General features: G+C 58.9%; 23 protein-coding genes and 2 tRNA genes. 13 read left to right on the forward strand and 12 right to left on the reverse strand.

Annotated elements, in window-relative coordinates:
* Nucleotides 1-14 precede the first annotated feature (14 nt).
* From lptC to phaeop14_RS16925, 6 genes are all read right to left on the reverse strand, one after another.
* Nucleotides 15-614 (reverse strand): LPS export ABC transporter periplasmic protein LptC, encoded by a 600-nt coding sequence (gene lptC, locus phaeop14_RS16900; protein ID WP_040179073.1) that lies wholly within the window; start codon nt 612-614, stop codon nt 15-17.
* A gap of 16 nt (nt 615-630) precedes the next feature.
* Nucleotides 631-1,602, reverse strand: coding sequence for a KpsF/GutQ family sugar-phosphate isomerase (locus phaeop14_RS16905; protein ID WP_040174992.1), 972 nt, complete (start codon nt 1,600-1,602; stop codon nt 631-633).
* Nucleotides 1,599-2,213: a ribonuclease D gene (locus tag phaeop14_RS16910; protein ID WP_040174989.1), complete on the reverse strand. Its 615-nt coding sequence runs from the start codon at nt 2,211-2,213 to the stop codon at nt 1,599-1,601. Before phaeop14_RS16910 ends, phaeop14_RS16905 begins: the two co-directional genes overlap by 4 nt.
* Nucleotides 2,214-2,435: 222 nt before the next feature.
* Nucleotides 2,436-2,522, reverse strand: a tRNA-Leu gene (locus phaeop14_RS16915).
* Between the two features lie 191 nt (nt 2,523-2,713).
* A tRNA-Leu gene (locus phaeop14_RS16920) sits at nt 2,714-2,800 on the reverse strand.
* Nucleotides 2,801-2,941: 141 nt separating this feature from the next.
* Nucleotides 2,942-3,352: a globin domain-containing protein gene (locus tag phaeop14_RS16925; protein ID WP_040174988.1), complete on the reverse strand. Its 411-nt coding sequence runs from the start codon at nt 3,350-3,352 to the stop codon at nt 2,942-2,944.
* Nucleotides 3,353-3,558: 206 nt separating this feature from the next.
* Between phaeop14_RS16925 and phaeop14_RS16930 the strand changes: the two genes are divergently transcribed.
* Nucleotides 3,559-4,548, forward strand: coding sequence for a complex I NDUFA9 subunit family protein (locus phaeop14_RS16930; RefSeq protein ID WP_096790165.1), 990 nt, complete (start codon nt 3,559-3,561; stop codon nt 4,546-4,548).
* Between the two features lie 80 nt (nt 4,549-4,628).
* On the opposite strand, the gene phaeop14_RS16935 is transcribed toward phaeop14_RS16930, so the two are convergent.
* Complete coding sequence (locus phaeop14_RS16935) at nt 4,629-5,435, reverse strand: undecaprenyl-diphosphate phosphatase (RefSeq protein WP_096790166.1); 807 nt, start codon at nt 5,433-5,435, stop codon at nt 4,629-4,631.
* Nucleotides 5,436-5,674: 239 nt separating this feature from the next.
* On the opposite strand from phaeop14_RS16935, the gene phaeop14_RS16940 reads away from it, so the two are divergent.
* The 4 genes from phaeop14_RS16940 (at nt 5,675) to fzlA (ending at nt 13,373) form a co-directional block, all read left to right on the forward strand.
* On the forward strand, nt 5,675-7,120 hold the full coding sequence (locus phaeop14_RS16940) for an NAD(P)-dependent oxidoreductase (RefSeq protein ID WP_040179080.1): 1,446 nt from the start codon (nt 5,675-5,677) through the stop codon (nt 7,118-7,120).
* A 63-nt stretch (nt 7,121-7,183) separates the two neighbouring features.
* Nucleotides 7,184-11,716, forward strand: a complete 4,533-nt coding sequence (gene gltB / locus phaeop14_RS16945) for a glutamate synthase large subunit (RefSeq protein ID WP_096790167.1) — start codon at nt 7,184-7,186, stop codon at nt 11,714-11,716.
* Nucleotides 11,717-11,870: 154 nt separating this feature from the next.
* The gene (mtgA, locus tag phaeop14_RS16950) at nt 11,871-12,641 is read left to right on the forward strand and encodes a monofunctional biosynthetic peptidoglycan transglycosylase (RefSeq protein ID WP_167385681.1); all 771 of its coding nucleotides are present in this window, start codon (nt 11,871-11,873) and stop codon (nt 12,639-12,641) included.
* Between the two features lie 66 nt (nt 12,642-12,707).
* Entirely contained in the window at nt 12,708-13,373 is a 666-nt protein-coding gene (gene fzlA, locus phaeop14_RS16955) for an FtsZ-binding protein FzlA (protein ID WP_040174976.1), read from the forward strand.
* A gap of 507 nt (nt 13,374-13,880) precedes the next feature.
* Here the strand turns inward: fzlA and phaeop14_RS16960 are convergent.
* From phaeop14_RS16960 to phaeop14_RS16970, 3 genes are all read right to left on the reverse strand, one after another.
* Nucleotides 13,881-14,621: a metallophosphoesterase family protein gene (locus phaeop14_RS16960; RefSeq protein ID WP_096790168.1), complete on the reverse strand. Its 741-nt coding sequence runs from the start codon at nt 14,619-14,621 to the stop codon at nt 13,881-13,883.
* Between the two features lie 103 nt (nt 14,622-14,724).
* Nucleotides 14,725-16,320, reverse strand: a complete 1,596-nt coding sequence (serA, locus tag phaeop14_RS16965) for a phosphoglycerate dehydrogenase (protein WP_040174974.1) — start codon at nt 16,318-16,320, stop codon at nt 14,725-14,727.
* A gap of 116 nt (nt 16,321-16,436) precedes the next feature.
* Nucleotides 16,437-17,591 carry a phosphoserine transaminase gene (locus tag phaeop14_RS16970; protein WP_096790169.1) on the reverse strand — a complete coding sequence of 385 codons (1,155 nt, stop codon included), beginning with the start codon at nt 17,589-17,591 and terminating at the stop codon, nt 16,437-16,439.
* Between the two features lie 291 nt (nt 17,592-17,882).
* Here phaeop14_RS16970 and serB point away from each other — a divergent pair, with 291 nt between their 5' ends.
* The 5 genes from serB to phaeop14_RS16995 all read left to right on the forward strand — a co-directional run bounded on the left by serB (nt 17,883) and on the right by phaeop14_RS16995 (nt 20,745).
* The gene (gene serB, locus phaeop14_RS16975; RefSeq protein WP_096790170.1) at nt 17,883-18,758 is read left to right on the forward strand and encodes a phosphoserine phosphatase SerB; all 876 of its coding nucleotides are present in this window, start codon (nt 17,883-17,885) and stop codon (nt 18,756-18,758) included.
* Nucleotides 18,759-18,762: 4 nt separating this feature from the next.
* Nucleotides 18,763-19,521, forward strand: coding sequence for a TSUP family transporter (locus phaeop14_RS16980; RefSeq protein WP_040174970.1), 759 nt, complete (start codon nt 18,763-18,765; stop codon nt 19,519-19,521).
* Between the two features lie 99 nt (nt 19,522-19,620).
* Nucleotides 19,621-19,941, forward strand: coding sequence for an ArsR/SmtB family transcription factor (locus tag phaeop14_RS16985; protein WP_040174967.1), 321 nt, complete (start codon nt 19,621-19,623; stop codon nt 19,939-19,941).
* Entirely contained in the window at nt 19,938-20,366 is a 429-nt protein-coding gene (locus phaeop14_RS16990; protein ID WP_096790171.1) for an SRPBCC family protein, read from the forward strand. Before phaeop14_RS16985 ends, phaeop14_RS16990 begins: the two co-directional genes overlap by 4 nt.
* Nucleotides 20,367-20,430: 64 nt before the next feature.
* Nucleotides 20,431-20,745 (forward strand): YciI family protein, encoded by a 315-nt coding sequence (locus phaeop14_RS16995; RefSeq protein WP_040174963.1) that lies wholly within the window; start codon nt 20,431-20,433, stop codon nt 20,743-20,745.
* Between the two features lie 61 nt (nt 20,746-20,806).
* On the opposite strand, the gene phaeop14_RS17000 is transcribed toward phaeop14_RS16995, so the two are convergent.
* Nucleotides 20,807-21,805 carry an asparaginase gene (locus phaeop14_RS17000; RefSeq protein ID WP_040174960.1) on the reverse strand — a complete coding sequence of 333 codons (999 nt, stop codon included), beginning with the start codon at nt 21,803-21,805 and terminating at the stop codon, nt 20,807-20,809.
* A 173-nt stretch (nt 21,806-21,978) separates the two neighbouring features.
* Here phaeop14_RS17000 and phaeop14_RS17005 point away from each other — a divergent pair, with 173 nt between their 5' ends.
* The 3 genes from phaeop14_RS17005 to rlmN all read left to right on the forward strand — a co-directional run bounded on the left by phaeop14_RS17005 (nt 21,979) and on the right by rlmN (nt 24,299).
* Nucleotides 21,979-22,509, forward strand: coding sequence for an invasion associated locus B family protein (locus phaeop14_RS17005; RefSeq protein WP_096707789.1), 531 nt, complete (start codon nt 21,979-21,981; stop codon nt 22,507-22,509).
* Between the two features lie 126 nt (nt 22,510-22,635).
* The gene (locus phaeop14_RS17010) at nt 22,636-23,019 is read left to right on the forward strand and encodes a lysozyme inhibitor LprI family protein (protein ID WP_096790172.1); all 384 of its coding nucleotides are present in this window, start codon (nt 22,636-22,638) and stop codon (nt 23,017-23,019) included.
* Nucleotides 23,020-23,114: 95 nt separating this feature from the next.
* A complete protein-coding gene (rlmN, locus tag phaeop14_RS17015; protein WP_096790173.1) occupies nt 23,115-24,299 on the forward strand; it encodes a dual-specificity RNA methyltransferase RlmN in 1,185 nt (394 codons plus the stop codon).
* Between the two features lie 30 nt (nt 24,300-24,329).
* Here the strand turns inward: rlmN and phaeop14_RS17020 are convergent, their stop codons facing one another.
* The gene (locus phaeop14_RS17020) at nt 24,330-25,571 is read right to left on the reverse strand and encodes a matrixin family metalloprotease (RefSeq protein WP_096790348.1); all 1,242 of its coding nucleotides are present in this window, start codon (nt 25,569-25,571) and stop codon (nt 24,330-24,332) included.
* Between the last annotated feature and the right edge of the window lie 412 nt (nt 25,572-25,983).

Raw genomic sequence — 25,983 nt, forward strand, 5'->3', positions numbered from 1 at the left:
AGATACAACACAGGTTATCTTTCCGATTGTTGCGGGTCATATAGCAGCTTGACCCCTTTGTTGAAAACCATATGTACCGCCCCGCTATCGGTTTTTGTATCGATCTGCATGGCGCCGGCGGTCAGATCCCCCATGGCACCGCTGGCCTGAACCGGGCCGGGGCTATCCGCGCGCACACCATCGAGCGCTGCATTCAATTCCTGAGTGGTGACACGCAAACCATCGCTGGACAGGATTTCAACATTACCGTGAAAGTTTGCCATATCCTTATCCGGACGCAAGGCGCCGGTGTCGGAACTTAGCAGGAAACGGCCACCGCCGGTCATCTTGATCTCTGCCTCAAGGTTCACAGCCGTCGCCGGCGCATCTGCGCCGCCTGGGCGGGCGAGGGCAGCGGTTACCATTATTTCATCACCCTGCGCCGTGGTACCTGAGAAAAATGGCGCGGTGATCTGCTGACCACGGGTGCGGTCTTCCAGATCCTGCTCCGCAAAAGGGATCACCGCATCAGTGTTCACGCCGCGCGAAATCAGAAACATGGTCGACATCAACGCCAAAGCCATCAGCGGCAGCAAGACCTTCAGGTAGGCCACAAGGCGGGAATAGCCGTCCATCGTCCCCTAGTCTCCGTTAGCCCAGCCCGACGCGCAGGCAGTCGTGGATATGCAGCAACCCCACCGCCTGCGCGGTGTTACCCTCCGGATCGACGACAAACAGGCAGGTAATCTTACGGTCATTCATGATTGCGACGGCTTCTTCGGCCAGTGAACCGGGGGCAATCGTTGTCGGATCGCTGGTCATCACATCAGCCGCTGTTTTGTCCAGCAACCCATCCATATGTCGCCGAAGGTCACCGTCGGTAATAATGCCCTGCAGGGTGCCATCGGCACCCGTAACGCCTGCGACGCCAAATCCCTTTTGGCTGATTTCGATCAGCGCATCGGACATCGGGGTGTCGGCACCGACCAGCGGCAGCGCCGCCCCGTCGTGCATGAGATCGTCAACCTTTGACAGCCGCGCGCCCAATTTGCCACCGGGATGAAAGGCGCGGAAGTTCTCAGGGCGGAAATCGCGATGCTTCATCAGGGCGATAGCCAGCGCGTCGCCCATAGCCAGCGTCAGCGTTGTTGAAATCGACGGCACCATGCCAAAGCCGCAGGCCTCCCCCAAGGCGGGAATTTGCAGATGCACATCCGCCTCTTTCATCAGGGTGCTGTCCATACGGCTGGACAGGCCGATCAGCGGGATGCCGAAGCGACGGGTGAACGACAGAAGGTTGGCCAGCTCAGGCGCTTCGCCGGAATTGGAGATCGCCAGAACCACATCTCCCTTGGACAACATGCCGAGGTCGCCATGACTGGCTTCTGCCGGATGCACGAAATAGGCGGGTGTCCCGGTTGATGCGAGGGTGGCGGCGATCTTGTGCCCGATATGGCCGGATTTGCCGATCCCGCTGACGATAACGCGGCCTTCGGCCTGCAAGACCAGATCAACCGCTTCTGCAAAGCGTGCATCCAGCCCGTCTGCCAGCGCATCAAGCGCGCGGGATTCGTCGGTGATCACCTGTCGCGCGGTGGCGAGGAATGTCTCTGCGCTGCTCATGAGTGTGCAAAGATGTCTGTGTCGGGCCAACCTGCGAGGTCCAACTTGGCGCGCATTGGCAGGAAATCGAAGCAGGCCTGGGCCATTTCACTGCGGCCTTCGCGATCCAGACGCTTGTCCAGAGCGGCACGCAAACGGTGTAGGTGCAGCACGTCAGAGGCGGCATAATCAAGCTGTGCGTCGCTCAGCTGCGCGGCACCCCAGTCGCTCATCTGCTGTTGTTTGGAAATATCCACGCCGATCAGCTCCTGTGTCAGGTTTCTCAGCCCATGGCGATCCGTATAGGTGCGTACCAGGCGGCTGGCGATCTTGGTACAATAGACCGGGGCAGCCAATGCGCCAAAGGCATGATACATCGCGGCAATATCGAACCGGCCAAAATGAAACAATTTCAGAACCTTGGGGTCCTCCAGCATCGCGCAAAGATTCGGCGCTGCGGTCTGACCTTTGGCGATCTGCACCATATGGGCATTGCCGTCACCGCCCGACAGCTGGACAACACAGAGCCGATCCCGATGCGGGTTGAGGCCCATCGTCTCGCAGTCGATCGCGACCACCGGCCCCAGATCGAGCCCGTCGGGCAGGTCGTTTTGATAGAGGTGATTGGCCAAGTGACAGGATCCTTTGTCTTGCCGATGCGGCGTGTTTGGCACCGAGATAGGGGTTTCGGCGGGCAAACTCAACTCTTGCAGGGCGTAGGATCCATCGACGCGTCTGCACTCAGGCTGAACCTCATGTCAGGTCAAGGCGGAGCAGGGTGGGCCATGGACAGGCAGATACACAATACCCAGCACCATGGGATGCTGTTCGTGCAAATGATGCTGTCGGGGATATGGTGCCCAGGAGAGGACTCGAACCTCCACGTCCATACGGACACTAGCACCTGAAGCTAGCGCGTCTACCAATTCCGCCACCTGGGCAGGTGTCGTGAGGGGCGTATAAGCAGAAGCGGCAGAGGCGTCAAACGGAAAATTCACCGCGCAGCGGATCTGGGAATTCGATGCTTGATCAGCAGGAATAGCGGGGAAATCTTGGGCGACGTATCACGGGCGTGAACCGACTCAGCGCTCCATGAGAGCGGCATCATAGATTTCTTGAATATCGGGGGATATGGTGCCCAGGAGAGGACTCGAACCTCCACGTCCATACGGACACTAGCACCTGAAGCTAGCGCGTCTACCAATTCCGCCACCTGGGCAGGTGTCGTGAGGGGCGTATAAGCAGAAGCGACGGGGGCGTCAAACGGAAAATTCATGGTTTCTGGGGCTCGTCACATCGCCCAGGGCGAGCGGCAGCTGTCCGCGACTGCGTATGTTGTTCGTCGAACTGGCGCTGGCCGTCACGCGGTTCTGAGAAAGTTCATGTTGAGCGCGATATCAGTCAGAAAGCTGCGCCAGGCGCTATGTGTGTCGTCGCTCCATTCCGGGCCGAGGATGTCTGCCAACGCACTGGTGAAGCTGTGAATGAACCCATCAAAATGTGCATCGGTGATCTGGATCGCACGATGGCGCTCTCCCTGATGTTTCAGGATCGCCGACAGTTTTTCCGGATGGTCCAAGGCTTCGATAATATGGGTGAGCGACGTCAGCAATTTTTCGTGCTGACCCGCCATATCGTCGGGGAACACCGCGCGCACGTCAGGGCAGATTTTAAAAAATTTCGCGTAGAACAGGCGCACAAAGTGATCCAGCTCCATACGTTCGCTTTCAACACTTCTGTGAATCAGGCTTCTGTCGTCCTCTGACACCATGATGCCAGTCCTCCGATCTGTCGCGGGTAGTCGACGAATTGGTATTCAGGATTGGACCCCAACATAGCTCACGGAGCTAAATCAGCCGTTAATGGCCCTGTGGGATAAGGCGCAGAGAGAGTTGTGTCGTTGTGGGTCGATTTGCGCCTTGTTCCAAAGGGCGCAGGGCGGTAAATCGGATCAACAGCTAATGTAGGAGCCAAAAGATGTCCAAACTGGTCACGATCTATGGTGGGTCCGGTTTTGTCGGCCGTTACATCGCGCGCCGCATGGCCAAGGAAGGTTGGCGTGTACGCGTCGCCGTACGCCGCCCGAATGAGGCGATGTATGTCAAACCCTATGGCGTGCCCGGCCAGGTGGAGCCTGTTCTGTGCAATATCCGCGATGATGCGTCGGTTGCCGCGGTGATGCAGGGGGCGGATGCGGTGGTGAACTGCGTTGGCATCCTGAATGAGCTGGGCAAGAACACATTTGATGCCGTTCAGGCAGATGGTGCTGAGCGCATCGCGCGAATCGCTGCCGGTCAGGGCGTCAGCGCCATGGTGCATGTGTCTGCCATTGGTGCGGATCAGGATAGCGACAGCGCATACGCCCAGTCGAAGGCCGCAGGCGAAGCGGCTGTACTGGAACATATGCCAGAGGCGGTGATTCTGCGCCCGTCGATCATTTTTGGTGCCGAGGATCAGTTCTTCAATCGGTTTGCTGCGATGACACGTTTGTCGCCGGTGCTGCCGATCGCCCATGCCGATACTAAGTTCCAGCCGGTTTATGTCGACGATGTCGCCAAGGCTGCCGTTGCTGCGGTGCTTGGTCAGGCGGAACCGGGCGTCTATGAGTTGGGCGGTCCTGAGGTGAAAAGCTTTGGCGCGCTGATGCAGCAGATGCTTGAGGTGATTGATCGTCGTCGCCTGGTGCTGTCGCTGCCCGGTCCGATCGCAAAGCTGGTGGCGCTTGGCTTTGACGTGTTGCAGTTCGTGAGCTTCCAGCTGATCGAGAACAAGATGCTGACCCGCGACCAGCTGAAGAACCTTGAGGCTGATAATGTGGTCTCTGAGGACGCTAAAGGTTTTGATGAGCTGGGGATCCACCCGGTTTCTCTGGCGTCGGTTTTGCCGGATTACCTGTGGAAGTTCCGCCCCTCCGGTCAATATCGTGAATTGATGGATTCAGCGCGCAACCTGCGCAACGATCTTTGATCTCTCAGTCCGGTTCAAAATAGCAAGGGCGCGGCACTGGTCCGCGCCTTTTTTGTTGGGCGTCGTTTGGCGCAGGCTGATCAGCTCAGGTAAGCGATGGTCAGCAATACAGTACCCAAAATTACGCGATAGATGACATAGGGTGTGAAACTGACCGAGCGCAGTAGCCGCATCATCAGGGTCAGGGCCGCAAGCGCGGCAATCATCGACAGTAGCGCCGCTATGGCCGCATCTCGCATCACCGCCGCGTTGGCATCTATGGCCACTTCAGCGCCCAGCAATACGCCAGAGGCGATGATTGTCGGGACCGACATCAACATAGAGAGGCGCGCCGCATCCATCCGGGTGTACCCCAGCTGGCGGGCACCAGTGATGGTGATACCAGATCTTGAGGTGCCGGGGATCAGCGCCAGCATCTGCCACAGCCCCATTATCAGCGCATCGCGCAGGTTCCAGTCGCTGCCTCGCTTATGTGTTGGCCCATAGCGATCCGCGACGTAGAGGACCAAGCCAAAGCCGAGCATTGTCCAGCCAATCACCTTCATCGAGCGCAGGGCGTCACTCAGTCCGCTGAAATGCAGAAACGCGCCGAACAAAACGGTTGGAATGGTCGCAACGATCAACCCCATGGCCAACCGGGCGCCGGGTGTGTCCATCCGTCCGGTCAGGGCGCGCGGCAGGCCAATCAGCCCCGCACGCACATCCTGCCAGAAAAACAGCACCACCGCCGCCAGCGTGCCCAGATGGACGGCGACGTCGATCACCTGCCCCTGATCGTCCAGCCCTGTCAGTCCGGGAAGCAGGATCAGATGGCCGGAGGAAGACACCGGCAGGAATTCGGTGATGCCCTGAATCAGGGCGATAAGGATCAGCTGAAAGAGGGGCATTATGCTCGTCCGATTGGGGATCCCGCAGGGATGGCAAAGAACAGCAGGCGTGTAAATCCGTTGATTTTATTGACCGCTGACACAAATTGGTCCGAAGTGGACCTAAAATTACTGTACATTTCCGCTCAAGAGAGTATCAGAACATAACTGCTGCCAGATTAGGTCAGTATAGTTGACTTTTAATTCGCTCCGCTCCGATCACTCAATTATCGTAGCCAGCCCAACATGGAGTCCGCCCCGTGGCCAAGCAACCGATGCTCAAATTCGTGCAGATCGACCGCGACATGCCCAGCAAACGGGCCGCAGAAGACCGCAGGGAAGATTTCGACGAAATCTATGCCGAATTCGCGGCCGCAAAGGCTGAAGAACAGGCCAGCCGCTGCAGCCAATGTGGTGTGCCCTATTGCCAGTCGCATTGCCCGTTGCACAACAATATCCCGGATTGGCTGCGCCTGACCGCCACGGGTCGCCTGCACGAAGCCTATGAGACCAGCCAGGCCACCAATACCTTCCCTGAGATCTGTGGTCGGATCTGCCCGCAGGATCGCCTCTGTGAAGGCAACTGTGTGATCGAGCAGTCGGGTCATGGCACGGTCACCATCGGTGCGGTTGAGAAATATATCACCGATACAGCCTGGGATCAGGGCTGGGTGCAGCCAATCCAACCGGCGCATGAGCGTGGCGAATCTGTTGGTATCATTGGCGCAGGCCCGGGCGGTCTGGCCGCGGCGGACATGCTGCGTCGCGCTGGCGTGAAGGTCACCATCTATGATCGGTATGACCGCGCCGGTGGTCTGCTGACCTACGGCATCCCCGGCTTCAAGCTGGAGAAAGACGTGGTGATGCGCCGCAATCAGCTGCTGGCGGATGGCGGTGTTGAGTTTGTGATGAACTGCAATGTCGGTCAGGATATTTCCTTTGATGATATCCGCGCCAAACATGATGCGGTGATCATCGCCACCGGTGTCTACAAATCCCGCGATCTGGAAATGCCCGGTTCTGGTGCCACCGGCATCGTGAAAGCGATCGACTTCCTGACCGTGTCCAACAAGGCGTCGAACTTCGGCGACAGCATTGAAGAGTTCGACAACGGCACACTGAATGCCGAGGGCAAACGCGTTGTCGTCATCGGCGGTGGTGACACCGCGATGGACTGCGTGCGGACCTCCATCCGCCAGGGCGCAACCTCGGTGAAATGTCTCTATCGCCGTGACCGCGCCAATATGCCGGGCTCGCAGCGCGAAACCCAGAACGCCGAGGAAGAAGGCGTGGTGTTTGAATGGCTATCGGCGCCCAAAGGCTTCACCGATGACGGCGGCAAGGTCGCAGGTGTGATGGTGCAGAAAATGCGCCTGGGCCAGCCCGATGCGTCTGGCCGTCAGGCCCCCGAGGTGATCGAAGGTGCCGACTATATCGAACCCGCCGATCTGGTGATCAAGGCGCTCGGGTTTGAACCGGAAGCTCTGCCGACGCTCTGGGATCAGCCGGAATTGCCAGTGACCCGTTGGGGCACCGTCAAGGCGGCGTTCCAGTCCGGCGCGACCGAGCTGGATGGCGTTTATGCGGTCGGTGATATCGTTCGTGGTGCCTCCTTGGTCGTCTGGGCCATCAAGGATGGGCGCGACTGCGCCGAGGCGATCCTGAACCGCTTCAACACCGCCGCCAGCAGCATGGCCGCCGAGTAAGACAGATATTCTACCGGGCAGGTGCCGCCCCCTTGGGGCCGCCCACCGGAACGGGAGCAAGACATGACAAAATATGATGCAGAATGGGTGCGCGCCGAAGAGGCAAAGCGTCAGTGGATGGCCGAAAACGGTCTCTATGCCGAGGAGGAAGAGCATTCTTCCTGTGGTGTTGGCCTGGTTGTTTCGGTCAACGGCAAGCGCAGCCGCAAGGTGGTTGAGGCTGGCATCGATGCGCTGAAAGCGATCTGGCACCGTGGCGCGGTGGATGCGGACGGCATGACCGGTGATGGTGCCGGCATTCACGTGCAGATCCCAGCACCGTTCTTCTATGATCAGGTGCGTCGCACCGGTCATGAGCCGCGCGAAGATCAGCTGATGGCAGTGGGCCAGGTCTTCCTGCCGCGCACCGATTTTGGAGCGCAGGAACGCTGCCGGACCATCGTCGAAAGCGAAGTTCTGCGGATGGGCTATTACATCTATGGCTGGCGTCATGTGCCGGTGGATGTGACTTGTCTCGGCGAAAAAGCCAACGCAACCCGCCCGGAAATTGAGCAGATCCTGATCTCCAATTCCAAGGGTGTGGACGAGGAAACCTTTGAACGCGAGCTTTACGTGATCCGCCGCCGGATTGAGAAAGCCGCCGCCGCCGCGCAGGTCGGGCAGCTCTATGTGGCCTCACTGTCCTGCCGGTCGATCATCTACAAGGGCATGATGCTGGCTGAACAGGTTGCCGTTTTCTACCCCGACCTGATGGATGAGCGGTTCGAGAGCGCCTTTGCGATCTACCACCAGCGTTATTCGACCAACACCTTCCCGCAGTGGTGGCTGGCGCAGCCGTTCCGCATGCTGGCCCACAACGGCGAGATCAACACGCTGAAGGGCAACATGAACTGGATGAAGAGCCATGAGATCCGCATGGCCTCATCGACCTTTGGGGACTACGCCGAGGACATCAAACCGATCGTGGCCAGTGGTTCGTCGGATTCGGCGGCGCTGGACTCGGTGTTTGAGGTTCTGGTGCGGGCCGGGCGCTCTGCGCCGATGGCGAAGACCATGATGGTGCCTGAAAGCTGGTCGAAACAGGCGGTTGAGCTGCCGCAGGCCTGGCGTGACATGTATTCCTACTGCAATTCCGTTATGGAACCTTGGGATGGCCCCGCCGCGCTGGCGATGACCGATGGCCGCTGGGTCTGTGCTGGTCTGGACCGCAATGGCCTGCGCCCGATGCGCTATGTCGTGACCGGGGACGGGCTGGTGATTGCCGGGTCCGAGGCAGGCATGGTGCCGATTGACGAGGCCACCGTGGTTGAGAAAGGTGCGCTTGGCCCCGGCCAGATGCTGGCTGTCGACATGAAAAAGGGCAAGTTGTTCCACGACACCGCGATCAAGAACAAACTGGCCGCCGCGCTCCCATTTGGTGACTGGGTGAAGAAGATCAACGATCTGGACAGCACGCTGGCCACCGCTACCGAAAAGCCGCTGTTCACCGGTGATGCGCTGCGTCGTCGCCAAATTGCCGCGGGCTATACCGTCGAAGAGCTGGAGCAGATCCTCGCGCCGATGGCTGAGGATGGCAAGGAAACGCTGGCCTCCATGGGCGATGATACGCCTTCTGCGGTGCTGTCGAAAATGTACCGCCCGCTGAGCCATTTTTTCCGTCAGAACTTCTCTCAGGTGACCAATCCGCCCATCGACTCCTTGCGCGAATATCGCGTGATGTCGCTGAAAACCCGCTTTGGTAACCTCAAGAACGTGCTGGATGAGGACAGCTCCCAGACCGAAATCATCGTGCTGGAAAGTCCCTTTGTCGGCAATTCCCAGTGGGATGAGCTGGTCCAGAACCTGAACGCGCCGCTGGCTGAAATCGACTGTAGCTTTGCGCCTGGTCAGGGATCGCTCAACGCGGCCCTTGCCCGGATCCGCGCCGAGGCGGAAGAGGCTGTCAGCTCCGGTGCCGGCCATATTGTTCTGACCGATCAGCATTCGGGTGAGGGCCGGGTGGCGATGCCGATGATCTTGGCAACCTCTGCCGTGCATTCGCATCTGACCCGCAAGGGGCTGCGCACCTTCTGCTCGCTCAATGTGCGCTCTGCGGAATGTATCGACCCGCATTACTTTGCGGTGCTGATCGGCTGCGGCGCCACTGTGGTCAACGCCTATCTGGCCGAGGATTCGCTGGCCGACCGGATTGAGCGTGGTCTGCTGGATGGCAGCCTGACCGAGAACGTCGCGCGCTACCGCGAGGCCATCGACCAAGGCCTTCTGAAGATCATGGCGAAGATGGGGATCTCAGTGATTTCCTCCTATCGCGGCGGCCTGAACTTTGAGGCGGTGGGCCTCAGCCGCGCCATGTGTGCCGAGTTTTTCCCTGGCATGACCAGCCGGATTTCGGGCATTGGCGTAACCGGCATCCAGACCAAGCTGGAAGAGATCCACGCCACCGCCTGGCAGAGCGGTCAGGATGTTCTGCCCATCGGTGGATTCTACAAAGCCCGCAAATCCGGTGAGACCCATGCGTGGGAAGCGACCTCCATGCATATGATGCAGATGGCCTGCAACCGCGCCTCGTTTGAGCTGTGGAAGCAGTATTCGGCCAAGATGCAGTCGAACCCACCGATCCATCTGCGCGATCTGCTGCAGATCAAACCGATGGGTGAGGCCGTTCCGATTGAGGAAGTTGAATCAATCACTTCGATCCGCAAGCGGTTCGTAACACCGGGCATGTCCCTCGGCGCGCTGTCGCCTGAGGCGCACAAGACCCTGAACGTGGCGATGAACCGGATTGGTGCCAAATCCGACTCGGGCGAGGGTGGTGAAGATCCGGCGCATTTCGTGCCGGAGCCGAACGGCGACAACCCCTCTGCCAAGATCAAGCAGGTGGCGTCGGGTCGCTTTGGTGTGACTGCGGAATATCTGAACCAGTGTGAAGAGCTGGAGATCAAGGTGGCCCAGGGCGCCAAGCCTGGTGAGGGCGGCCAGCTGCCGGGGATGAAGGTCACCGACCTGATTGCCCGCCTGCGCCATTCGACCAAGGGTGTGACGCTGATCTCGCCGCCGCCGCACCACGATATCTACTCGATCGAGGATCTGGCGCAGCTGATCTATGACCTGAAGCAGATCAACCCGCGCTGCAAGGTGACGGTGAAGCTGGTGGCGTCTTCCGGCGTTGGCACGATTGCCGCCGGTGTTGCCAAGGCCAAGGCTGACATCATCCTGATTTCAGGTCACAACGGCGGCACTGGCGCCTCGCCTGCGACCTCGATCAAATATGCCGGTCTGCCGTGGGAGATGGGCCTCACGGAGGCGCATCAGGTTCTGGCGATGAACAACCTGCGTGACCGTGTCACCCTGCGCACCGATGGTGGTCTGCGCACGGGCCGCGATATCGTGATGGCCGCGATGATGGGCGCCGAGGAATATGGCATCGGTACCGCAGCGCTGATCGCCATGGGCTGCATCATGGTCCGCCAGTGCCAGTCCAACACTTGCCCGGTGGGCGTCTGTACCCAGGATGAAGCCCTTCGTGGTAAGTTCACCGGCAATGCCGATAAGGTCGTGAACCTCATCACTTTCTATGCGCAGGAAGTCCGCGAGATCCTTGCCTCCATCGGTGCCCGTTCTCTGGACGAGGTGATCGGTCGGGCGGATCTTCTGGCCCAGGTGTCCCGTGGCTCTGCGCACCTGGATGATCTGGACCTGAACCCGCTGCTGATCACCGTCGATGGCTCTGCCAATATCGTCTACAACCGTGACAAGGACCGCAATGCGGTGCCCGATACGCTGGACAAGGAAATTGTGCGCGATGCCGCGCGTTTCCTTCAGGATGGTGAGAAGATGCAGCTGTCCTATGCGGTGCAGAACACGCATCGGACCGTTGGCACCCGCACTTCCAGCCATATCGTTCGCAACTTCGGCATGCGCAATACGCTGCAGTCCGATCACCTGACGGTGAAGCTGCAGGGCTCCGCTGGTCAGTCGCTCGGTGCCTTTGCCGCACCGGGTCTGAAGCTGGAAGTGTCAGGTGATGCCAATGACTATGTTGGTAAGGGTCTGTCCGGCGGTACCATCGTCGTGCGCCCGCCAATGGCGTCGCCGCTCAATGCGAGTGAAAACACCATCGTTGGCAACACCGTGCTTTATGGTGCAACGGATGGCTATCTGTTTGCTGCGGGCCGTGCCGGTGAACGCTTTGCCGTCCGTAATTCCGGTGCGAGCGTGGTGGTTGAGGGCTGTGGCGCCTGTGGCTGTGAATACATGACCGGCGGTATCGCGGTGATCCTCGGGTCTATCGGTGCCAACTTCGGCGCGGGTATGACCGGCGGCATGGCCTATATCTATGATCCAGAGGGCAAGTCCGAGACGCTGATGAACATGGAGTCGCTGGTGACCTGTCCGGTGACTGTCGCCCATTGGGAAAATCAGCTGAAAGGTCTGGTCGAACGCCATCTGGAGGAAACCGGCAGCCGCAAGGCCGCTGAAATCCTGCAGCATTGGGACAATGAGAAGGGCAATTTCCTGCAAATCTGCCCGAAGGAAATGCTGAACAAACTGCCGCAGCCTCTGACGCTCGAGGCGACAGCCGTTCCGGCGGAATAGGCCCCGCCACCTCCTCTGCATGTGCCTTGGATGGGCTCCGACCGCTGCTGCGGCCGGGGCCTTTTCACATCTGGAGGCTGTTGCTGGGCAATCTCTTGCGGGCGAAAGGATTTCCCGGTTGGAGCAAGCCTGATCTCTGCCGTATAGAGACCTTATGGCGAAGGCAGCAAAATCATCCGGGGCAAGCAAATCCTCGACCAAGGGCAAACCCCGCAGCAAGGCAACTGCCAAGGGCAAGGTCCGCGCAAAGCTCTCTCCCCGTCGCCTGTTGCGGCGTTGGTTGGGGCGGGCTGCTTTGGGTTTTCTAGTTGTGACGCTGCTGCCGATCCTTCTGTTTTCGGTAATCAACCCGCCAACCACCCATACGATCTGGTCCGAATATCGCCGCCTTGGGGACATTGATCGTGAGTGGGTGCCGATCGAACATATCGCACCGGCGCTGGGGCGGTCAGTTGTCGCGGCGGAGGATGCCCGTTTCTGCCAACATTGGGGCTTGGATGCGCAGGCTATCCGCGCCGCGATTGCCGAGGGCGGCCAGCGCGGTGGGTCGACCATTTCCCAGCAGGTGGTAAAGAATGTCTTTCTCTGGCAGGGGCGCAGTTGGTTCCGCAAGGCGCTGGAAACACTAATGACCCCGATGGTTGAGGCGATCTGGACCAAGCGGCGTATCCTTGAGGTTTATCTGAATGTCGCGGAAATGGGCGAGGGGGTGTTTGGCGCCGAGGCTGCGGCGCGGCATTATTTCGGTGTCGGTCCGGATGAGCTGAGCCGCGGGCAGGCCGCCCTTCTGGCCACCGTTTTGCCCAACCCGAAGGAGCGCTCGGCAGCAAAACCCACAGCGTTCATGCGCAAACGCGCTGCGCAGATCATGGATGGTGCGGCCACCATTCGCGCAGATGGCCGCGCCGCCTGTTTCGAGGATTGAAACTTCTGCCGCTTTTGGGCATTGCTGTCTGACCCCAGCCACCCGCAACAGGAGATCCGCTGTCCCATGGCCCGCCTCTATCATGTGCCCCTCTCCCCCTTTTGCCGCAAAGTGCGCCTGTCGCTGGCCGAAAAGCGGATCGAGGTTGAGCTGGTCGAGGAGCGTTACTGGGAACAAGAGGCGGATTTCCTGCGCCGCAACCCTGCCGCCAAAGTGCCGGTCATCCGTCTCGATGGTAAGCTGATGGCCGAAAGCGCGGCAATCTGCGAATATCTGGAAGAGACCCGCCCGGACCCGTCCCTGATGCCCAGCGATCCCGAAGGCCGTTATGAGGTGCGTCGTCTGGTCAGTTGGTTCGACGATAAATTCCACCATGAGGTCACCTCCAAACTGCTCTATGAGCGGGTCAACAAAAAGGTGACAGGACAGGGCTATCCTGACAGCGGCAACGTCAAAGCGGGCGCCCGCGCAATCAAATACCACCTGGATTATCTGGCGTGGTTGCTTGATCACCGCCGCTGGTTGGCCGGAGATCAGATGACTTTGGCAGACTTCGCAGCCGCTGCGCATCTGTCGTCGCTGGATTATATTTCGGACGTGGACTGGAACCGCTCGGCCGTGGTTAAGGACTGGTACGCCAAGATCAAATCGCGCCCGGCCTTCCGCTCAATCCTCGCCGACCAGATCCCAGGCTTCAGCCCACCTGCGCATTACGCCGACTTGGATTTTTGATACGATCTGGATGTCTGATACATGGGGGGGAGGCCATTTGCCCTCTCATCGAGAATTTCGACCTCTGTTCTCTCAAAAGTCAGCGCGCAACAACTTCTGTCAGTTTTTTCTCTGAGATTAGGCGCAGTCGCTTACACATTGGGGCTAAGCAATTGTCATTTGGCGGTAGCCCTTTGCAGCGGATCATATGCCGACGGCACCCTGCCTAGCTCAGGGATCACACACCAATATCGATACGTCTAACAAGGCCGATACCTAGCATTTTTCTCCTATGCTTCGCGCGTTGACTAATCGTTAGATAGCCAAACCTCGCTTGAACCTCTGCAATTTCTTCGGAGGTTTCGACGTTGCCACCGGTGATATTGCGGGCGTGTACAGCAAGGACATTGTGCGAAGAGGTGGGTTGTCGGCACAGTTTCGCGGGCGTTGGTTGAATGGAAAGGATACCACCTGCAAGACAAATTTCAGGCAGTAATTTGGTAGCGATTCTTGCTCTTTTACTGACGGCTATGGGGTGAGGCTTTGTCGGCCAGTGTCACTGAGCGACCAGGCTGACGTGCCTTCAAAGACAGCTGTGGTGAGCGGTTTGCCGTAGCCCGCCCCTGTGTCGAGGTTGATACGATTGCCGTAATGCGTGGGTGTATCGACCGGTGTATGGCCGTGGATGATTAGTTTTGGATGCTGCTCGGTGTGTTTATGGAAGGGCTGGCGGATCCACACCAGATCGTTTTCGGCTTGCTTGTGCAAAGGAACGCCAGGCTTGATCCCGGCGTGGACAAAGGCGAGATCATCGGTCTGGTGCATTGTTTTCAACGCCTGAAGGAAGGTGATGTGGCGATCGGGTACGGCAGCTCTTGCTGCGGCATGGACCTCCTCCAGTCGAGTGCGTTCAGCGACGGCAACGCCATAGCTTTCCAGGGTTTCGATCCCGCCGATACGCTCATGCAGCCAGTGATAGCCAACCAGCATATGGGGATCTTGGCGGGGAATATCTTCCATGAACCATGCAAACATGCGGTCGTGATTGCCAAGGAGCGTGATCCAGTCCCGTCCTTCAGCCTGTCCACGGATCAGCAGATCAATGACACCGCGACTATCAGGGCCGCGGTCGATAAAATCCCCCAGGAACACGACCGGTGCGTCACGACCGCCGTCTGCTTCGATACGTTCCAGTGCCTGTTCCAACATCTCCAGCTGGCCGTGAATATCACCAATGGCGTAGATTGGGCTGGTCGTAGATCTGGTCATAGGGCAGGGGCTCCTCAGGGCGTCATCAACAGAGGTAAAACGGAAAATGCGCCGCCCTTATACTCGGGCGACGCATCTGCTTAAACCAAAACTGAGCTAGACATCAGCTGACATCGAACTGCAGGGGCTTGATCTGGTTGAAAAACTCGGTTTCTGCCAAAGCGGCGCGGGCAGCTGCGGGCACCGGTTCATCAACGTAGAGAAGCGCGATGGCCTCTCCGCCAGCCTCGGACCGGCCAAGGGTAAAGTTGGCGATATTGACGCCCATATCGCCCAGGATCTGCCCCAGTGTCCCAATGATACCCGGAACATCTTCGTTGGTGGTATAGAGCATATGCGCCCCGACCTCGGCATCAATGTTGATGCCTTTGATCTGGATGAAGCGTGGCTTGCCGTCGGAGAAGACCGTCCCGGCCACCGAACGCTCGCGCTTGCTGGTGACCACCGTGACCTTGATATAGCCATCGAAAGTGCCGGATTTATCCTGATTGGTGGTGGAAATCTGTATGCCGCGTTCGCGGGCTACCACCGGGGCGGAGACCATGTTCACGTCCGGGTTCAGCTTCTTCATGATGCCTGCGACAACCGAGCAGTTCAGTGCGGCAAGGTTCATCTCGGAGGCAACACCGTCATATAGGATGTTGATCGCCTGAATGGGTTCATCCGTCATCTGCCCGATGAAGCCGCCGAGATGGCCGGAAAGGGCGACCCATGGGCCCATGACGCGGGCTTCCTCAGCGGTCATAGAGGGCATGTTCAGCGCATTCTCGACAGCGCCATCCAGCAAATAGTTGGACATCTGTTCCGCGACCTGCAAGGCAACATTCTCCTGCGCCTCACTGGTGGCGGCGCCCAGATGCGGGGTGCAGACCACGTTCGGCAACCCAAACAATGGGTTGGTTTTGGCCGGTTCTTCGGAGAAGACATCAAAGGCCGCGCCGGCGACATGGCCAGAGGTCAGCAACTCTGCCAGGGCGGCCTCATCTACCAGCCCGCCACGGGCACAGTTGATGATCCGCACGCCTTTCTTGGTCTTCTCCAGGTTTTCCTTGGACAGGATATTCCGGGTCTGATCGGTCAGCGGCACATGCAGGGTGATGAAATCGGCCCGCGCGAGCAGCTCATCCAACTCGACCTTCTCCACGCCGATCTTGTCAGCCTTCTCCTGGCTGAGGAAGGGATCGTAAGCGACGACTTTCATCTTCAACCCACGCGCGCGATCACAGACGATGCCGCCGATATTGCCAGCCCCAATCACGCCAAGGGTTTTGTTGGTCAGCTCAACCCCCATGAATTTGGATTTCTCCCATTTTCCGGCATGGGTCGAGGTGGAGGCCTCAGGGATCTGTCGCGCGACAGCAAACATCATGGCGATGGCATGCTCGGCGGTGGTGATCATATTGCCAAAAGGCGTGTTCATCACGATCACGCCCTTTTGCGAGGCAGCATCCTTGTCGATATTATCGGTGCCGATGCCGGCGCGGGCGATCACCTTGAGGTTGGTGGCGTTGTCGAGAATTTTCTGCGTGACTTTGGTCGCCGAGCGGATCGCAAGCCCGTCGTAATCGCCGATGATTGCGGCCAGCTTGTCCTTGTCTTTGCCAAGGTCGGGCTGGAAATCAACGTCGATACCGCGATCACGGAAAATCTGAACAGCGGCTTCGGACAGCTTGTCGGAAATGAGAACTTTGGGAGCCATGGGTTAGGTCCTTCATGCGGGGGCCGGTTGGGCCGAATGTCTGGAATGACGCCGCGCTAGACGTCAGGGTATATGGTGCCTGCCCGATGTGGTTGGTCGGGCAGGCGGCGTCTTGATCAGGCCGCTGCCGATTGTGCTGCGATTTCGACCTCAAAGGCCCATTCGAGCCAGGGCAGCATGGCCTCGATATCCGAGGTCTCAACCGTGCCGCCGCACCAGATGCGCAGGCCGGCCGGCGCGTCGCGATAGGCGCCGATGTCCAGAGCGATGTCCTCCGTTTCCAGCCGCTTGGCGATTGCCTTGGCAAATCCAGCGCCGTCCTGAATGCGGGGATCGGTGAACTTCAGGCAGACTGAGGTGTTTGACCGTGTCGCGACATCCGTTGCCAGATTGGCGATCCAGGGGCGGTTGGCACAAAAGTTGAAGATCGCCTGGGCATTTGCGTCCGCGCGCGCCTTCAACCCTCCCAGACCACCAACAGACCGCGCCCAGTCCAGCGCCAGCAGGTAATCCTCAACCGCCAGCATGGACGGTGTATTGATCGTCGCCCCCTTGAAGATACCGTCGATCAGCTTGCCGCCTTTGGTCAGACGGAAGATCTTCGGCAGGGGCCAGGCTGGGGTGTAGCTCTCCAGTCGCTCCACGGCGCGCGGGGACAGGATGATCATGCCATGTGCGGCCTCACCGCCCAGAACTTTCTGCCAGGAGAAGGTGGTCACATCCAGTTTGTCCCACGGCAGATCCTGCGCGAAGGCGGCAGAGGTCGCATCGCAGATGGTCAGCCCTGCACGATCTGCTGGGATCCAGTCGCCATTGGGAACCCGTACGCCGGAGGTGGTGCCGTTCCAGGTGAAAACGACGTCATTGTTGAAATCGACAGAGGCCAGATCGACCAGCTCGCCGTAGTCGGCAGTCTTCACAACCGCGTCCAGTTTCAGCTGTTTGACAACATCCGTAACCCAGCCCGCGCCAAAGCTTTCCCAAGCCAGCATCTCCGCGCCGCGTGCGCCCAGCAGGTTCCACATCGCCATCTCGACCGCACCAGTGTCCGAAGCGGGCACAATGCCGATCTTGTAGTCAGCGGGTACGCCAAGGATTTCGCGCGTGCCTTCAATCGCGGCGAGCAGCTTGTCCTTACCAACGGCAGAACGGTGGCTGCGGCCCAAGGGCGCGCCTGCGAGTTTGGTCAGATCAAATGCGGGGGGTTTGGCGCAGGGGCCAGAAGAAAAACGCGGATTACCCGGCCGCGTTGCCGGTTGTTCAATAGCCATTACTGCTATCCTTCCAGATAAGCGCCTCTCGTTGGGGAGAGGTGTCCCACAGATAGGGCTAGTGGCTGAAATCCGACCCGGCAACAGGAAAAGCGACAGATAGCGGCCATTTTGGGATCATTCACGACCTGTTGTGACGCCTTTCGGAAACAGATGTATCCTAGGGCGGCAGGCTGCTGTGATGTGCGACGCTGGCAGCACAGTTCTAGCATCGAGGTGGATTCGAGGGCTTGGCTACAGCGGGCGTGCGGGCGTATGACGGGCGCAACCCCGCCCAAATGGAGCCTGCCGATGTTTGTTGCCACCCTGCTTTGCAATCCGGAAAACCCCTGCCTTGCGCCTGCGCTTGTCGACTCTCTGCGCAATGCCTGGGGTGGCGGGGACGCGCAGTGGCTGGCACCCGATATTGCTGCGGAGTTCTCTTTGGAGCGGTTGCCGGACAACCAATGGGAGGTCTGGGCCGATCTGCAGGATCTTGGCGTTGATCTGGTGGTTCAGCCAAGGGAGGGGCGTCGCAAGAAGATGCTGCTGGCCGATATGGACAGCACCATGATCCAACAGGAATGTATCGACGAGCTGGCTGAGGAGGCGGGTGTTGGCCCTCGTGTTAAGGAGATCACCGCTCGTGCAATGAATGGTGAGCTGGATTTCGACAGTGCTCTTCGGGAGCGCGTGGCGCTGCTGAAAGGGCTGCCTGTCGAAGTGATTGCTCAGGTTCTGGATCGTCGCATCACCTTGATGCCTGGTGGGCCCGCGCTGCTGGCTACCATGAAGGCTGACGGGGCCTATGCGGCGCTGGTGTCCGGTGGGTTCACCGCCTTTACCTCACGGGTGGCAGAGCAGCTGGGATTCGATGAGAACCGTGCCAATACGTTGCTGGTCGCCGATGGGTTGCTCACTGGCGAGGTTGGTATGCCGATTCTGGGGCGCGCTGCCAAGGTTGAGGCGCTGGAACAGATCACCGCCCGCCTCGGGTTGAGCGAGGCGGATGTCATGGCGGTCGGTGACGGGGCCAATGATCTCGGCATGTTGGGCCGGGCAGGTGCAGGGGTTGCTTTGCACGCCAAACCACCCGTGGCCGCAGAATGTGATCTCCGCATAAACCACGGGGATCTGACTGCGCTGCTTTTTCTTCAGGGGTATGCCCTGACTGATTTCAAGGGCTGATTTTATGTTCGAAGTGGGGTTTGATCTCCTGCTGCTGTTGATGGCAGCGGGGTTTGCGGCTGGGTTTATTGATGCGGTTGCGGGCGGTGGAGGGCTGATCACGGTGCCTGTGTTGTTGCTGGCCGGTGCCAATCCCATTACCGCTTTGGCGACCAACAAGATTCAAGGGTTGTTCGGAGCCGCCACCGCGGCGATCAGCTATTCCCGCGGCGGTCATGTTGACCTGCGGGCGCAGGCCGGGTCGGCGCTGATCGCGGGCCTTGCCTCAATCTGCGGCGCGCTGTTGATATCCGTTCTGCCGACAACCTGGATCCGATGGATCCTGCCGTTATTGCTAATTGGGATCGCGGTATTCTTTGCCACCAAAAAGGGGCTGGATGACAGCGACCGGGCACGGCGTCTTTCGCCGACGCTGTTTGCAGTCACAATCGTGCCGCTCTGCGGGCTCTATGACGGTCTTCTGGGGCCTGGGGCTGGCAGTTTCTACATGCTTGGCTTTGTGTCGCTGGCCGGTTTCGGCATCTTGCGGGCGACCGCACATACGAAGCTGCTGAATTTTGCGTCCAACGCTGGCGCGCTTCTGGCCTTTGCCTTTGTTGCGACCCCTTGGTGGGGTGTGGGGCTGGCCATGGGTGCTGCGCAGATTGCCGGTGCCCGCGTGGGCGCGGGGATGGCGCAGAAACAGGGTGCACGGATGATCAAACCGTTGCTGGTGGTGACGTCGGTCGTACTGGCGTTGCGGCTTTTGTGGGACATGCTGTGACCCTCTGAGTTTCTAAGCAGCGCCAATGTCTTGTCCGGGTGACGGTTCGTTTTAAATTTAACCTATCTATTAATTAACTGATGTGTTAATGTAATCAACATGACACCTCTGCTCAAATCCTTTTCCGCGCTGTCTGACGGCACCCGTATGGCCATCGTTGAACAGTTGATGGAACACGGCGAATTGCCCGCTGGGGATCTTGTGCGCGGATCGGGCATCACGGCGCCGGCAGTCTCCCGGCATCTCAAGGTCCTGCGCGAGGCGGGACTGGTGGCGCAGCGTGCCGATGGAACGCGCCGCTTGTACTCTGCGCGACCGGAGGGGCTGAAGTTGATCGCGGATTGGACCATGTCGCGCCAGTCGTTCTGGCAAAACAGCCTTGACCGGCTGGAGGCGGCGTTAAGGGAGGAAATAGAATGACAGATCTGCGATTGGAGCGCGATTTTTCCGTGTCACCGGAGCGCCTGTTTGCCTGGATCAGCGACACCGAAAAGCTGCTGCAATGGTGGGGGCCAGAGGGGATGACCGTGCCCGAATACACACTGAATTTTCATCAGGAGGGGCCGTGGTCCACGGTCATGACCAATGCGGATGGGGATCGCTACCATGTGTCCGGCGTGGTCACCCATGTCCGGCCGCCGCAATCAATCGGGTTTACCTGGGGGTGGCACGATGAGACCGGCGCGCGGGGACACGAAAGCCATGTGACCCTGACCGTTGAGGCTGTCGCGACCGGCGCCCGCCTCGTCATCGACCATCGCGATCTGGACAGTTCCGAACAGGCCGCAGGTCATCGAAAAGGCTGGGAATCAACCCTGCGCAAACTGGCGTCCAAGATCCAGTAGGTCTGGCAGGTGCAGGCAGCTGCGAGTGATTTTAACGAAGACCCAAACGGGAGAGGAGTACCCAATGCCACAGTTCATTTTTGCGTATCACGGCGGCAAGACACCGGACACACCTGAGGAGGGCGCCAAGGTTATGGACGCTTGGAAAAGCTGGATGGGAGAAATGGGCGATGCGCTTGTCGTGCCGGGCAATCCTGTCGGCATGTCCAAGACGGTTCAGCATTCTGGGGTCGAGGATAATGGCGGTGCCAATCCGCTTTCCGGCTATTCTGTGGTCGAGGCGGTCGATATCGACGCCGCCTGCAAAATGGCAAATGGTTGCCCGATGGTCGCCAGCGGCGACGGCTCAGTCGAGGTGGCCGAAATCATCGAAATGTAGGGACAGACTGTTGTCTTGAGCATCGCCCCGGGCGCCATGTGGCTGCCGGGGCGATTTGCATTCAGAACATCATTTCGGCGGATGGCCGGATGGAACCGCAATCGATACCGCGACGATTGATCAGCGGGGCATTCCGGTACTTCAGCGTTGCTGGATGATCCGCGTCCAGAACACCCAGCCCCACCAGGATGCTTGCAATGGCGCATTCGCTGGCGCGGGTGGCCCCATCCGTGATCTTGAGCGCGACGCCCAGTTTCTGCTCCGGCAGGATCGCGATGAACACCGCTTCGGCCCCGGTTTTGATAGCAACCTTGCCACCCATAGCGCGCATCAGATTGGTACAGGCACGGGTTTCCCCGGCCACCAGCTCCGGGTGGGCCATCATTGCGCTCACCAACTGCTGTGCAGCGTCAGCGTCGCGGTCAGAGCGGTCAGACGCGGCGGCGAACCAGGCCATCGCGCGGGCCAAACCCTTTACGGAGGTTGCGAAATTCGGGGCCGAGCATCCGTCGATACCGTAGCCGGGGCTAACCTCTTCCGTCACCTGTTCAAAGGCGCTGCGGCAGGCTTGCTGTACCGGGTGATCAATCTCGACATACTCCGGTCCGGCGCCCAGATGCTGCGACAATGTCAAAAAACCCGCGTGTTTGCCGGAGCAGTTATTATGTACCTGGCAGGGGCTGGTGTCTGTTTTGATCAGCGCATTGCGGGCAGGAATATCGTCGGGCAGCTGCGGGCCGCAGCGAAAATCATGATCGGTCATAGAGAGCTGATCCAGCCAGGCGTTGACGCGGCTTGTGTGGATCTCGGCCCCATTGTGAGAGGCGCAGGCCAGGGCCAGCTGTTCAGACGTCAGCCCGTATTTTGCAGCAGCACCGGATGTGATCAGCGGCAAGGCCTGGATCATCTTGGCCGAGCTGCGGGGGTAAATCACCGCATCAGGATCGCCCCAGCTGCGCACAATCTCGCCTTTGGCGTTACAGACCACGGCATGGCCCAGGTGGAGGCTTTCCAGGAGCGGACCGCGCCATACTTCGGTCATTGGTACGGGGTTGGTCATCACAAAACGCCTTTCCTGTTGGCAATTTCCCGCCAAAACGGGCTTTCACACGTGGCGATAGTTACGATAGTGTGTATGAGTACACAAGCGAGGGGATCGGGACCAGACGGCGAAGGCAACGCCGCATGTCCTCTGGCTTATTTGAGGTAAAGACAGTCTTGGAGTTGGGACAAATGACATCAAAACTCGTCCGCTGCATCGCGGGCCTGTGTCTGGCCGCAATGGCCACCAGCGCATCCGCACAGCAGGCAGAATCTGACAATCGCGTTGCGAGCAATGTCGACTGGAGCGTGTTCCAAGGCGAAAGCCCCAAGGAATGCTGGGGTGTCTCTGCGCCCAAGGAAACCGTGAACACCCGCGACGGGCGGGTCAAAGCGGTGCGCCGCGGCAAAATCCAGTTGTTTGTTTTCTATCGGCCCGAAACCGGCGACAAGGGGCAGGTGACCTTTACCGGCGGGTATCCTTTTGCTCCGGGATCGACTGTGAACCTTGCTGTGGGCGACACAGAGTTTGAATTGTTTACCGAAGGCGAATGGGCCTGGCCTGCCACCGCTGCGGATGACGCGAAGATCATCACCGCCATGAAGCGGGGCGCCAAGGCTGTGCTGACGGCGCGATCTGCCCGCGGCACGCAGACGAAAGATACCTTCTCGCTTCTGGGCTTTACCGCCGCGGTCGAAGACGCAGAAAAGCGCTGTAACTGAGGGCATCCGGTCATCGTTCCGGTGCCTCCATCAAACGCTTAGAAACCCCGGCCTTCGCCCGGGGTTTTGTGTTTGCACCACCAGAATGTCACTTCGGTTAGGCGACGACAAAAGGACAGTCACATCATGAGAAAGTACCTGCTTTCCGCCCTTCTTGCTCTGCCGCTGCCCGCCCTTGCGGATCCCGCAATGGAATGCAGTGACACCGGTTCTCAGATTGCGTTGCGCGACTGCTTGAAGGGTGATCAGATTCGCGCAAACGCCGCTCTGTCGCAGGCGCTTGGCTATGCCCGTGAGGCGGCCGCCGATCTGGACGACACGACAGGGCGCCAAAGTGCTGGCCCGGCGTTGGAGGCTGCGCAACAGTCGTGGGAGGCGTTTCGCGATGCGCATTGCGACTTTGTTGGCGCGACCTTCGGCGGAGGTTCCGGTACCGGTATCGCCATTCTGTCCTGCCGTATCAGCCTGACACGGGGGCGGGTTGAGGCGCTGATGGACCACGCAGGATAGCGGGCGGAAAAGGTCAATCTGCAGGATTCCTTTTGATCTTTGTTGAGAATCCTATATAGAGCCGCATCCACCCAAACAGACCGAGTCTTTTTGCCATGACCGCCAATGCGCCGATCACCCAAGACGTCCTGACCCTGCCCCGCAAACTGCCAGAGGGCGGCAAGATCAATCTTGTGGGCCTAACCCGCGACCAGTTGCGCGACACACTGATTGCGCATGGCACGCCGGAAAAGCAGGCCAAAATGCGGGTGGGGCAGATCTGGCAGTGGATCTATCAATGGGGCAAACGCGACTTTGCCGAGATGACCAACCTTGCCAAAGCGTATCGCGCGGAACTGGATGAGCAATTCGAGATTGCGATCCCAGAGGTGGTGAGCAAGCAGGTCTCGACCGATGGCACGCGCAAATACCTGGTGCGGATTGCTGGCGGTCACGAGGTGGAGGTTGTCTATATCCCGGAGGAAGGGCGCGGGACGCTCTGCATTTCCTCGCAAGTGGGCTGCACCCTGACCTGTTCCTTCTGCCACACCGGCACGCAGAAGCTGGTCCGCAACCTGACGTCCGCTGAAATCGTTGGCCAGATCATGATGGCGCGTGACGATCTGGACGAATGGCCTGTGCCCGGCGCGCCCAAGGATGAGACACGTCTGTTGTCGAACATCGTGCTGATGGGCATGGGTGAGCCACTCTATAATTTTGAAAACGTACGCGATGCGATGAAGATTGCGATGGACCCTGAAGGGATCAGCCTGTCGCGCCGTCGCATTACCCTCTCGACCTCAGGCGTGGTGCCGGAAATTGCCCGCACAGCTGAAGAAATCGGCTGCCTGCTGGCAGTCTCCTTCCATGCCACAACTGATGAGGTGCGCGACAAGCTGGTGCCGATTAACAAACGTTGGAACATCGAGGCACTTCTGGAGGCGCTGCGCGCGTACCCCCGTCTAACCAATTCGGAGCGGATCACCTTTGAATATGTGATGCTGAATGGTGTGAACGATAGCGACGAAGACGCCCACCGCCTGGTCGAATTGATCGAGGGGATTCCGGCGAAGGTGAACCTTATCCCATTCAATGAATGGCCCGGCTCACCCTATACGCGGTCATCAAACAACCGCATCCATGCGTTCGCGAACATCATTTATCAGGCCGGCTATGCCTCGCCGATCCGTACCCCGCGTGGTGAAGACATTCTGGCGGCCTGTGGCCAGTTGAAATCCGCCACTGAGCGTGCGCGCAAGAGCCGTAAACAGATTGAGGCCGAGGCGGGACTCAACCCCTGACCTCGACCTCCAGGCAGGTCCCCGGCTGCCTCAACTGAATATGAAATCCGATCCCGTTAGGGGGTCGGAGTAATTGGTCAGCTCCAGCTCAAACCAATTGGAATAGGAGATGGTGGTGGTGCCGTTGTCTTCTGAGATGTCCAGCTGTTCCAATCTGGTCAACCAAACACCCGACAGATCAATCACATCAGCGCCCCGGCCGAAGTCGGTGATCCGGTTGGTGTCGAAGGCATCAGACTGATCAAAAACAAATGTATCCGCACCGGTACCACCGGTCAGGGTATCACTGCCGTCACCTCCCACCAGGGTGTCGCGACCAACACCACCCAGCAGGTGATCGTTGCCGGATCCGCCGTGCAGCATGTCGTGTCCGCGATTGCCGTAGAGGACATCATTGTCGCTACCACCGGAATAGGCGTCGCCCGTGGTGCCGCCGATCAGAAGGTCGGCGCCATTGCCCCCGAATAGGCGATCCTCCCCCAAGCCACCAATCATCGTGTCGCGCCCATCCGCGCCACGTAGTGTGTCATCTGCTTCGCGGCCCTGAACGTGGTCATGGCCGCCCTTGGCATTAATGGTGGTGTTTTGGTCGGTGCCGATCACCGTTTCGGAAGCATTCGTGCTGCGAATGATGATCGGGTCGCTTCCGCCGCCCAATATTTCCCAACCCGCAAAGCTATCGGAACTGCCATAGAGATGCTGCATTGCCTGAACATCGAATGTACCCAAGTCGGTCACATAGGCAGGGCTATGATTGTAGGTCATTACGGTGTTCGCGGGCGTATCCGCGTGGTGATTCAATGTCAGACCACCGTCATGAGAGTGTTGCAGCCCGAGAGCATGACCTATTTCATGCAACACCGTGACATAGCCATAAGTGCCTTTTGTCATGACATCCGTATCAACGGTCAGGTCACCCCTGCCGGTGAAGCCATTTCCGGACATTGCGATATTGGCCCAGCCACCAGCACTGCTGCCGGTTGTGCCAAACGCATTGATCATGCCCCGTCCGTCGACTTCTATGAACCGGACGCCTGAGATGTCTTCGTAGAGAGAAAGCCCTTCGCGAAAAATATCGCGCTGGTCCTCGTCAAATGACCAGTACTCCGTCGCGCCATAAGGATCACTGACTGCAGGATCTGCAAGGCTGCCGGTCTCTGTGAAACTATATGTGATGATTGCCTGCGTCCCGAGGTCTGCAGGGGCGTTCCAGCGAAAATGATCACCATCAAGATAGTATAGCAGCGCTGAATAATCCGAGACTCTTGGCATGTGACCACTCCACATTGGGTTGCCGTCAATCTCGTCAATGAATGTGGCGCCGATACGCCCAAGATTGGGACTTTTTGCGCAGTTTTCGGCTCGCAAACGGCCTGAGAGAGGCAGAAATTACTGTTCCACCCCTGATGGTGTCGCTGCTGATCACTTCTCGAAAATGCAGTTGATTCAATGTAGTATGTCAAAGCTGGAGGGAGGCCTGGCTGCTCCTTTGCATCAACTTTCAGAAAATGACGTTTCTGCGCCGGGAGGTCACATTCAAAACAACCCTCTTAAAGATCGGAGATCGGACAGCGATTCTGATGGCTCTTGGTATCCGGTTGCCAGGTGGCAATTTCGAACTCACTGAGTTGCAGGTTTGGGTGTCGCCCAGAAATTTTCACAATTGCGGTACATTTCCGCCATT

Origin of the sequence: Phaeobacter piscinae (genome assembly GCF_002407245.1) — a bacterium.
Classification (GTDB): Bacteria; Pseudomonadota; Alphaproteobacteria; order Rhodobacterales; family Rhodobacteraceae; genus Phaeobacter; species Phaeobacter piscinae.

What these genes read in the sequence shown, in the direction of transcription:
- lptC (WP_040179073.1), bottom strand. Translation starts at nt 614, where the DNA reads ATGGACGGCTATTCCCGCCTTGTGGCCTACCTGAAGGTCTTGCTGCCG.
- phaeop14_RS16905 (WP_040174992.1), bottom strand. Translation starts at nt 1,602, where the DNA reads ATGAGCAGCGCAGAGACATTCCTCGCCACCGCGCGACAGGTGATCACC.
- phaeop14_RS16925 (WP_040174988.1), bottom strand. Translation starts at nt 3,352, where the DNA reads ATGGTGTCAGAGGACGACAGAAGCCTGATTCACAGAAGTGTTGAAAGC.
- phaeop14_RS16930 (WP_096790165.1), top strand. Translation starts at nt 3,559, where the DNA reads ATGTCCAAACTGGTCACGATCTATGGTGGGTCCGGTTTTGTCGGCCGT.
- phaeop14_RS16935 (WP_096790166.1), bottom strand. Translation starts at nt 5,435, where the DNA reads ATGCCCCTCTTTCAGCTGATCCTTATCGCCCTGATTCAGGGCATCACC.
- gltB (WP_096790167.1), top strand. Translation starts at nt 7,184, where the DNA reads ATGACAAAATATGATGCAGAATGGGTGCGCGCCGAAGAGGCAAAGCGT.
- mtgA (WP_167385681.1), top strand. Translation starts at nt 11,871, where the DNA reads ATGGCGAAGGCAGCAAAATCATCCGGGGCAAGCAAATCCTCGACCAAG.
- fzlA (WP_040174976.1), top strand. Translation starts at nt 12,708, where the DNA reads ATGGCCCGCCTCTATCATGTGCCCCTCTCCCCCTTTTGCCGCAAAGTG.
- phaeop14_RS16960 (WP_096790168.1), bottom strand. Translation starts at nt 14,621, where the DNA reads ATGACCAGATCTACGACCAGCCCAATCTACGCCATTGGTGATATTCAC.
- serA (WP_040174974.1), bottom strand. Translation starts at nt 16,320, where the DNA reads ATGGCTCCCAAAGTTCTCATTTCCGACAAGCTGTCCGAAGCCGCTGTT.
- phaeop14_RS16970 (WP_096790169.1), bottom strand. Translation starts at nt 17,591, where the DNA reads ATGGCTATTGAACAACCGGCAACGCGGCCGGGTAATCCGCGTTTTTCT.
- serB (WP_096790170.1), top strand. Translation starts at nt 17,883, where the DNA reads ATGTTTGTTGCCACCCTGCTTTGCAATCCGGAAAACCCCTGCCTTGCG.
- phaeop14_RS16980 (WP_040174970.1), top strand. Translation starts at nt 18,763, where the DNA reads ATGTTCGAAGTGGGGTTTGATCTCCTGCTGCTGTTGATGGCAGCGGGG.
- phaeop14_RS16985 (WP_040174967.1), top strand. Translation starts at nt 19,621, where the DNA reads ATGACACCTCTGCTCAAATCCTTTTCCGCGCTGTCTGACGGCACCCGT.
- phaeop14_RS16990 (WP_096790171.1), top strand. Translation starts at nt 19,938, where the DNA reads ATGACAGATCTGCGATTGGAGCGCGATTTTTCCGTGTCACCGGAGCGC.
- phaeop14_RS16995 (WP_040174963.1), top strand. Translation starts at nt 20,431, where the DNA reads ATGCCACAGTTCATTTTTGCGTATCACGGCGGCAAGACACCGGACACA.
- phaeop14_RS17000 (WP_040174960.1), bottom strand. Translation starts at nt 21,805, where the DNA reads ATGACCAACCCCGTACCAATGACCGAAGTATGGCGCGGTCCGCTCCTG.
- phaeop14_RS17005 (WP_096707789.1), top strand. Translation starts at nt 21,979, where the DNA reads ATGACATCAAAACTCGTCCGCTGCATCGCGGGCCTGTGTCTGGCCGCA.
- phaeop14_RS17010 (WP_096790172.1), top strand. Translation starts at nt 22,636, where the DNA reads ATGAGAAAGTACCTGCTTTCCGCCCTTCTTGCTCTGCCGCTGCCCGCC.
- rlmN (WP_096790173.1), top strand. Translation starts at nt 23,115, where the DNA reads ATGACCGCCAATGCGCCGATCACCCAAGACGTCCTGACCCTGCCCCGC.
- phaeop14_RS17020 (WP_096790348.1), bottom strand. Translation starts at nt 25,571, where the DNA reads ATGCCAAGAGTCTCGGATTATTCAGCGCTGCTATACTATCTTGATGGT.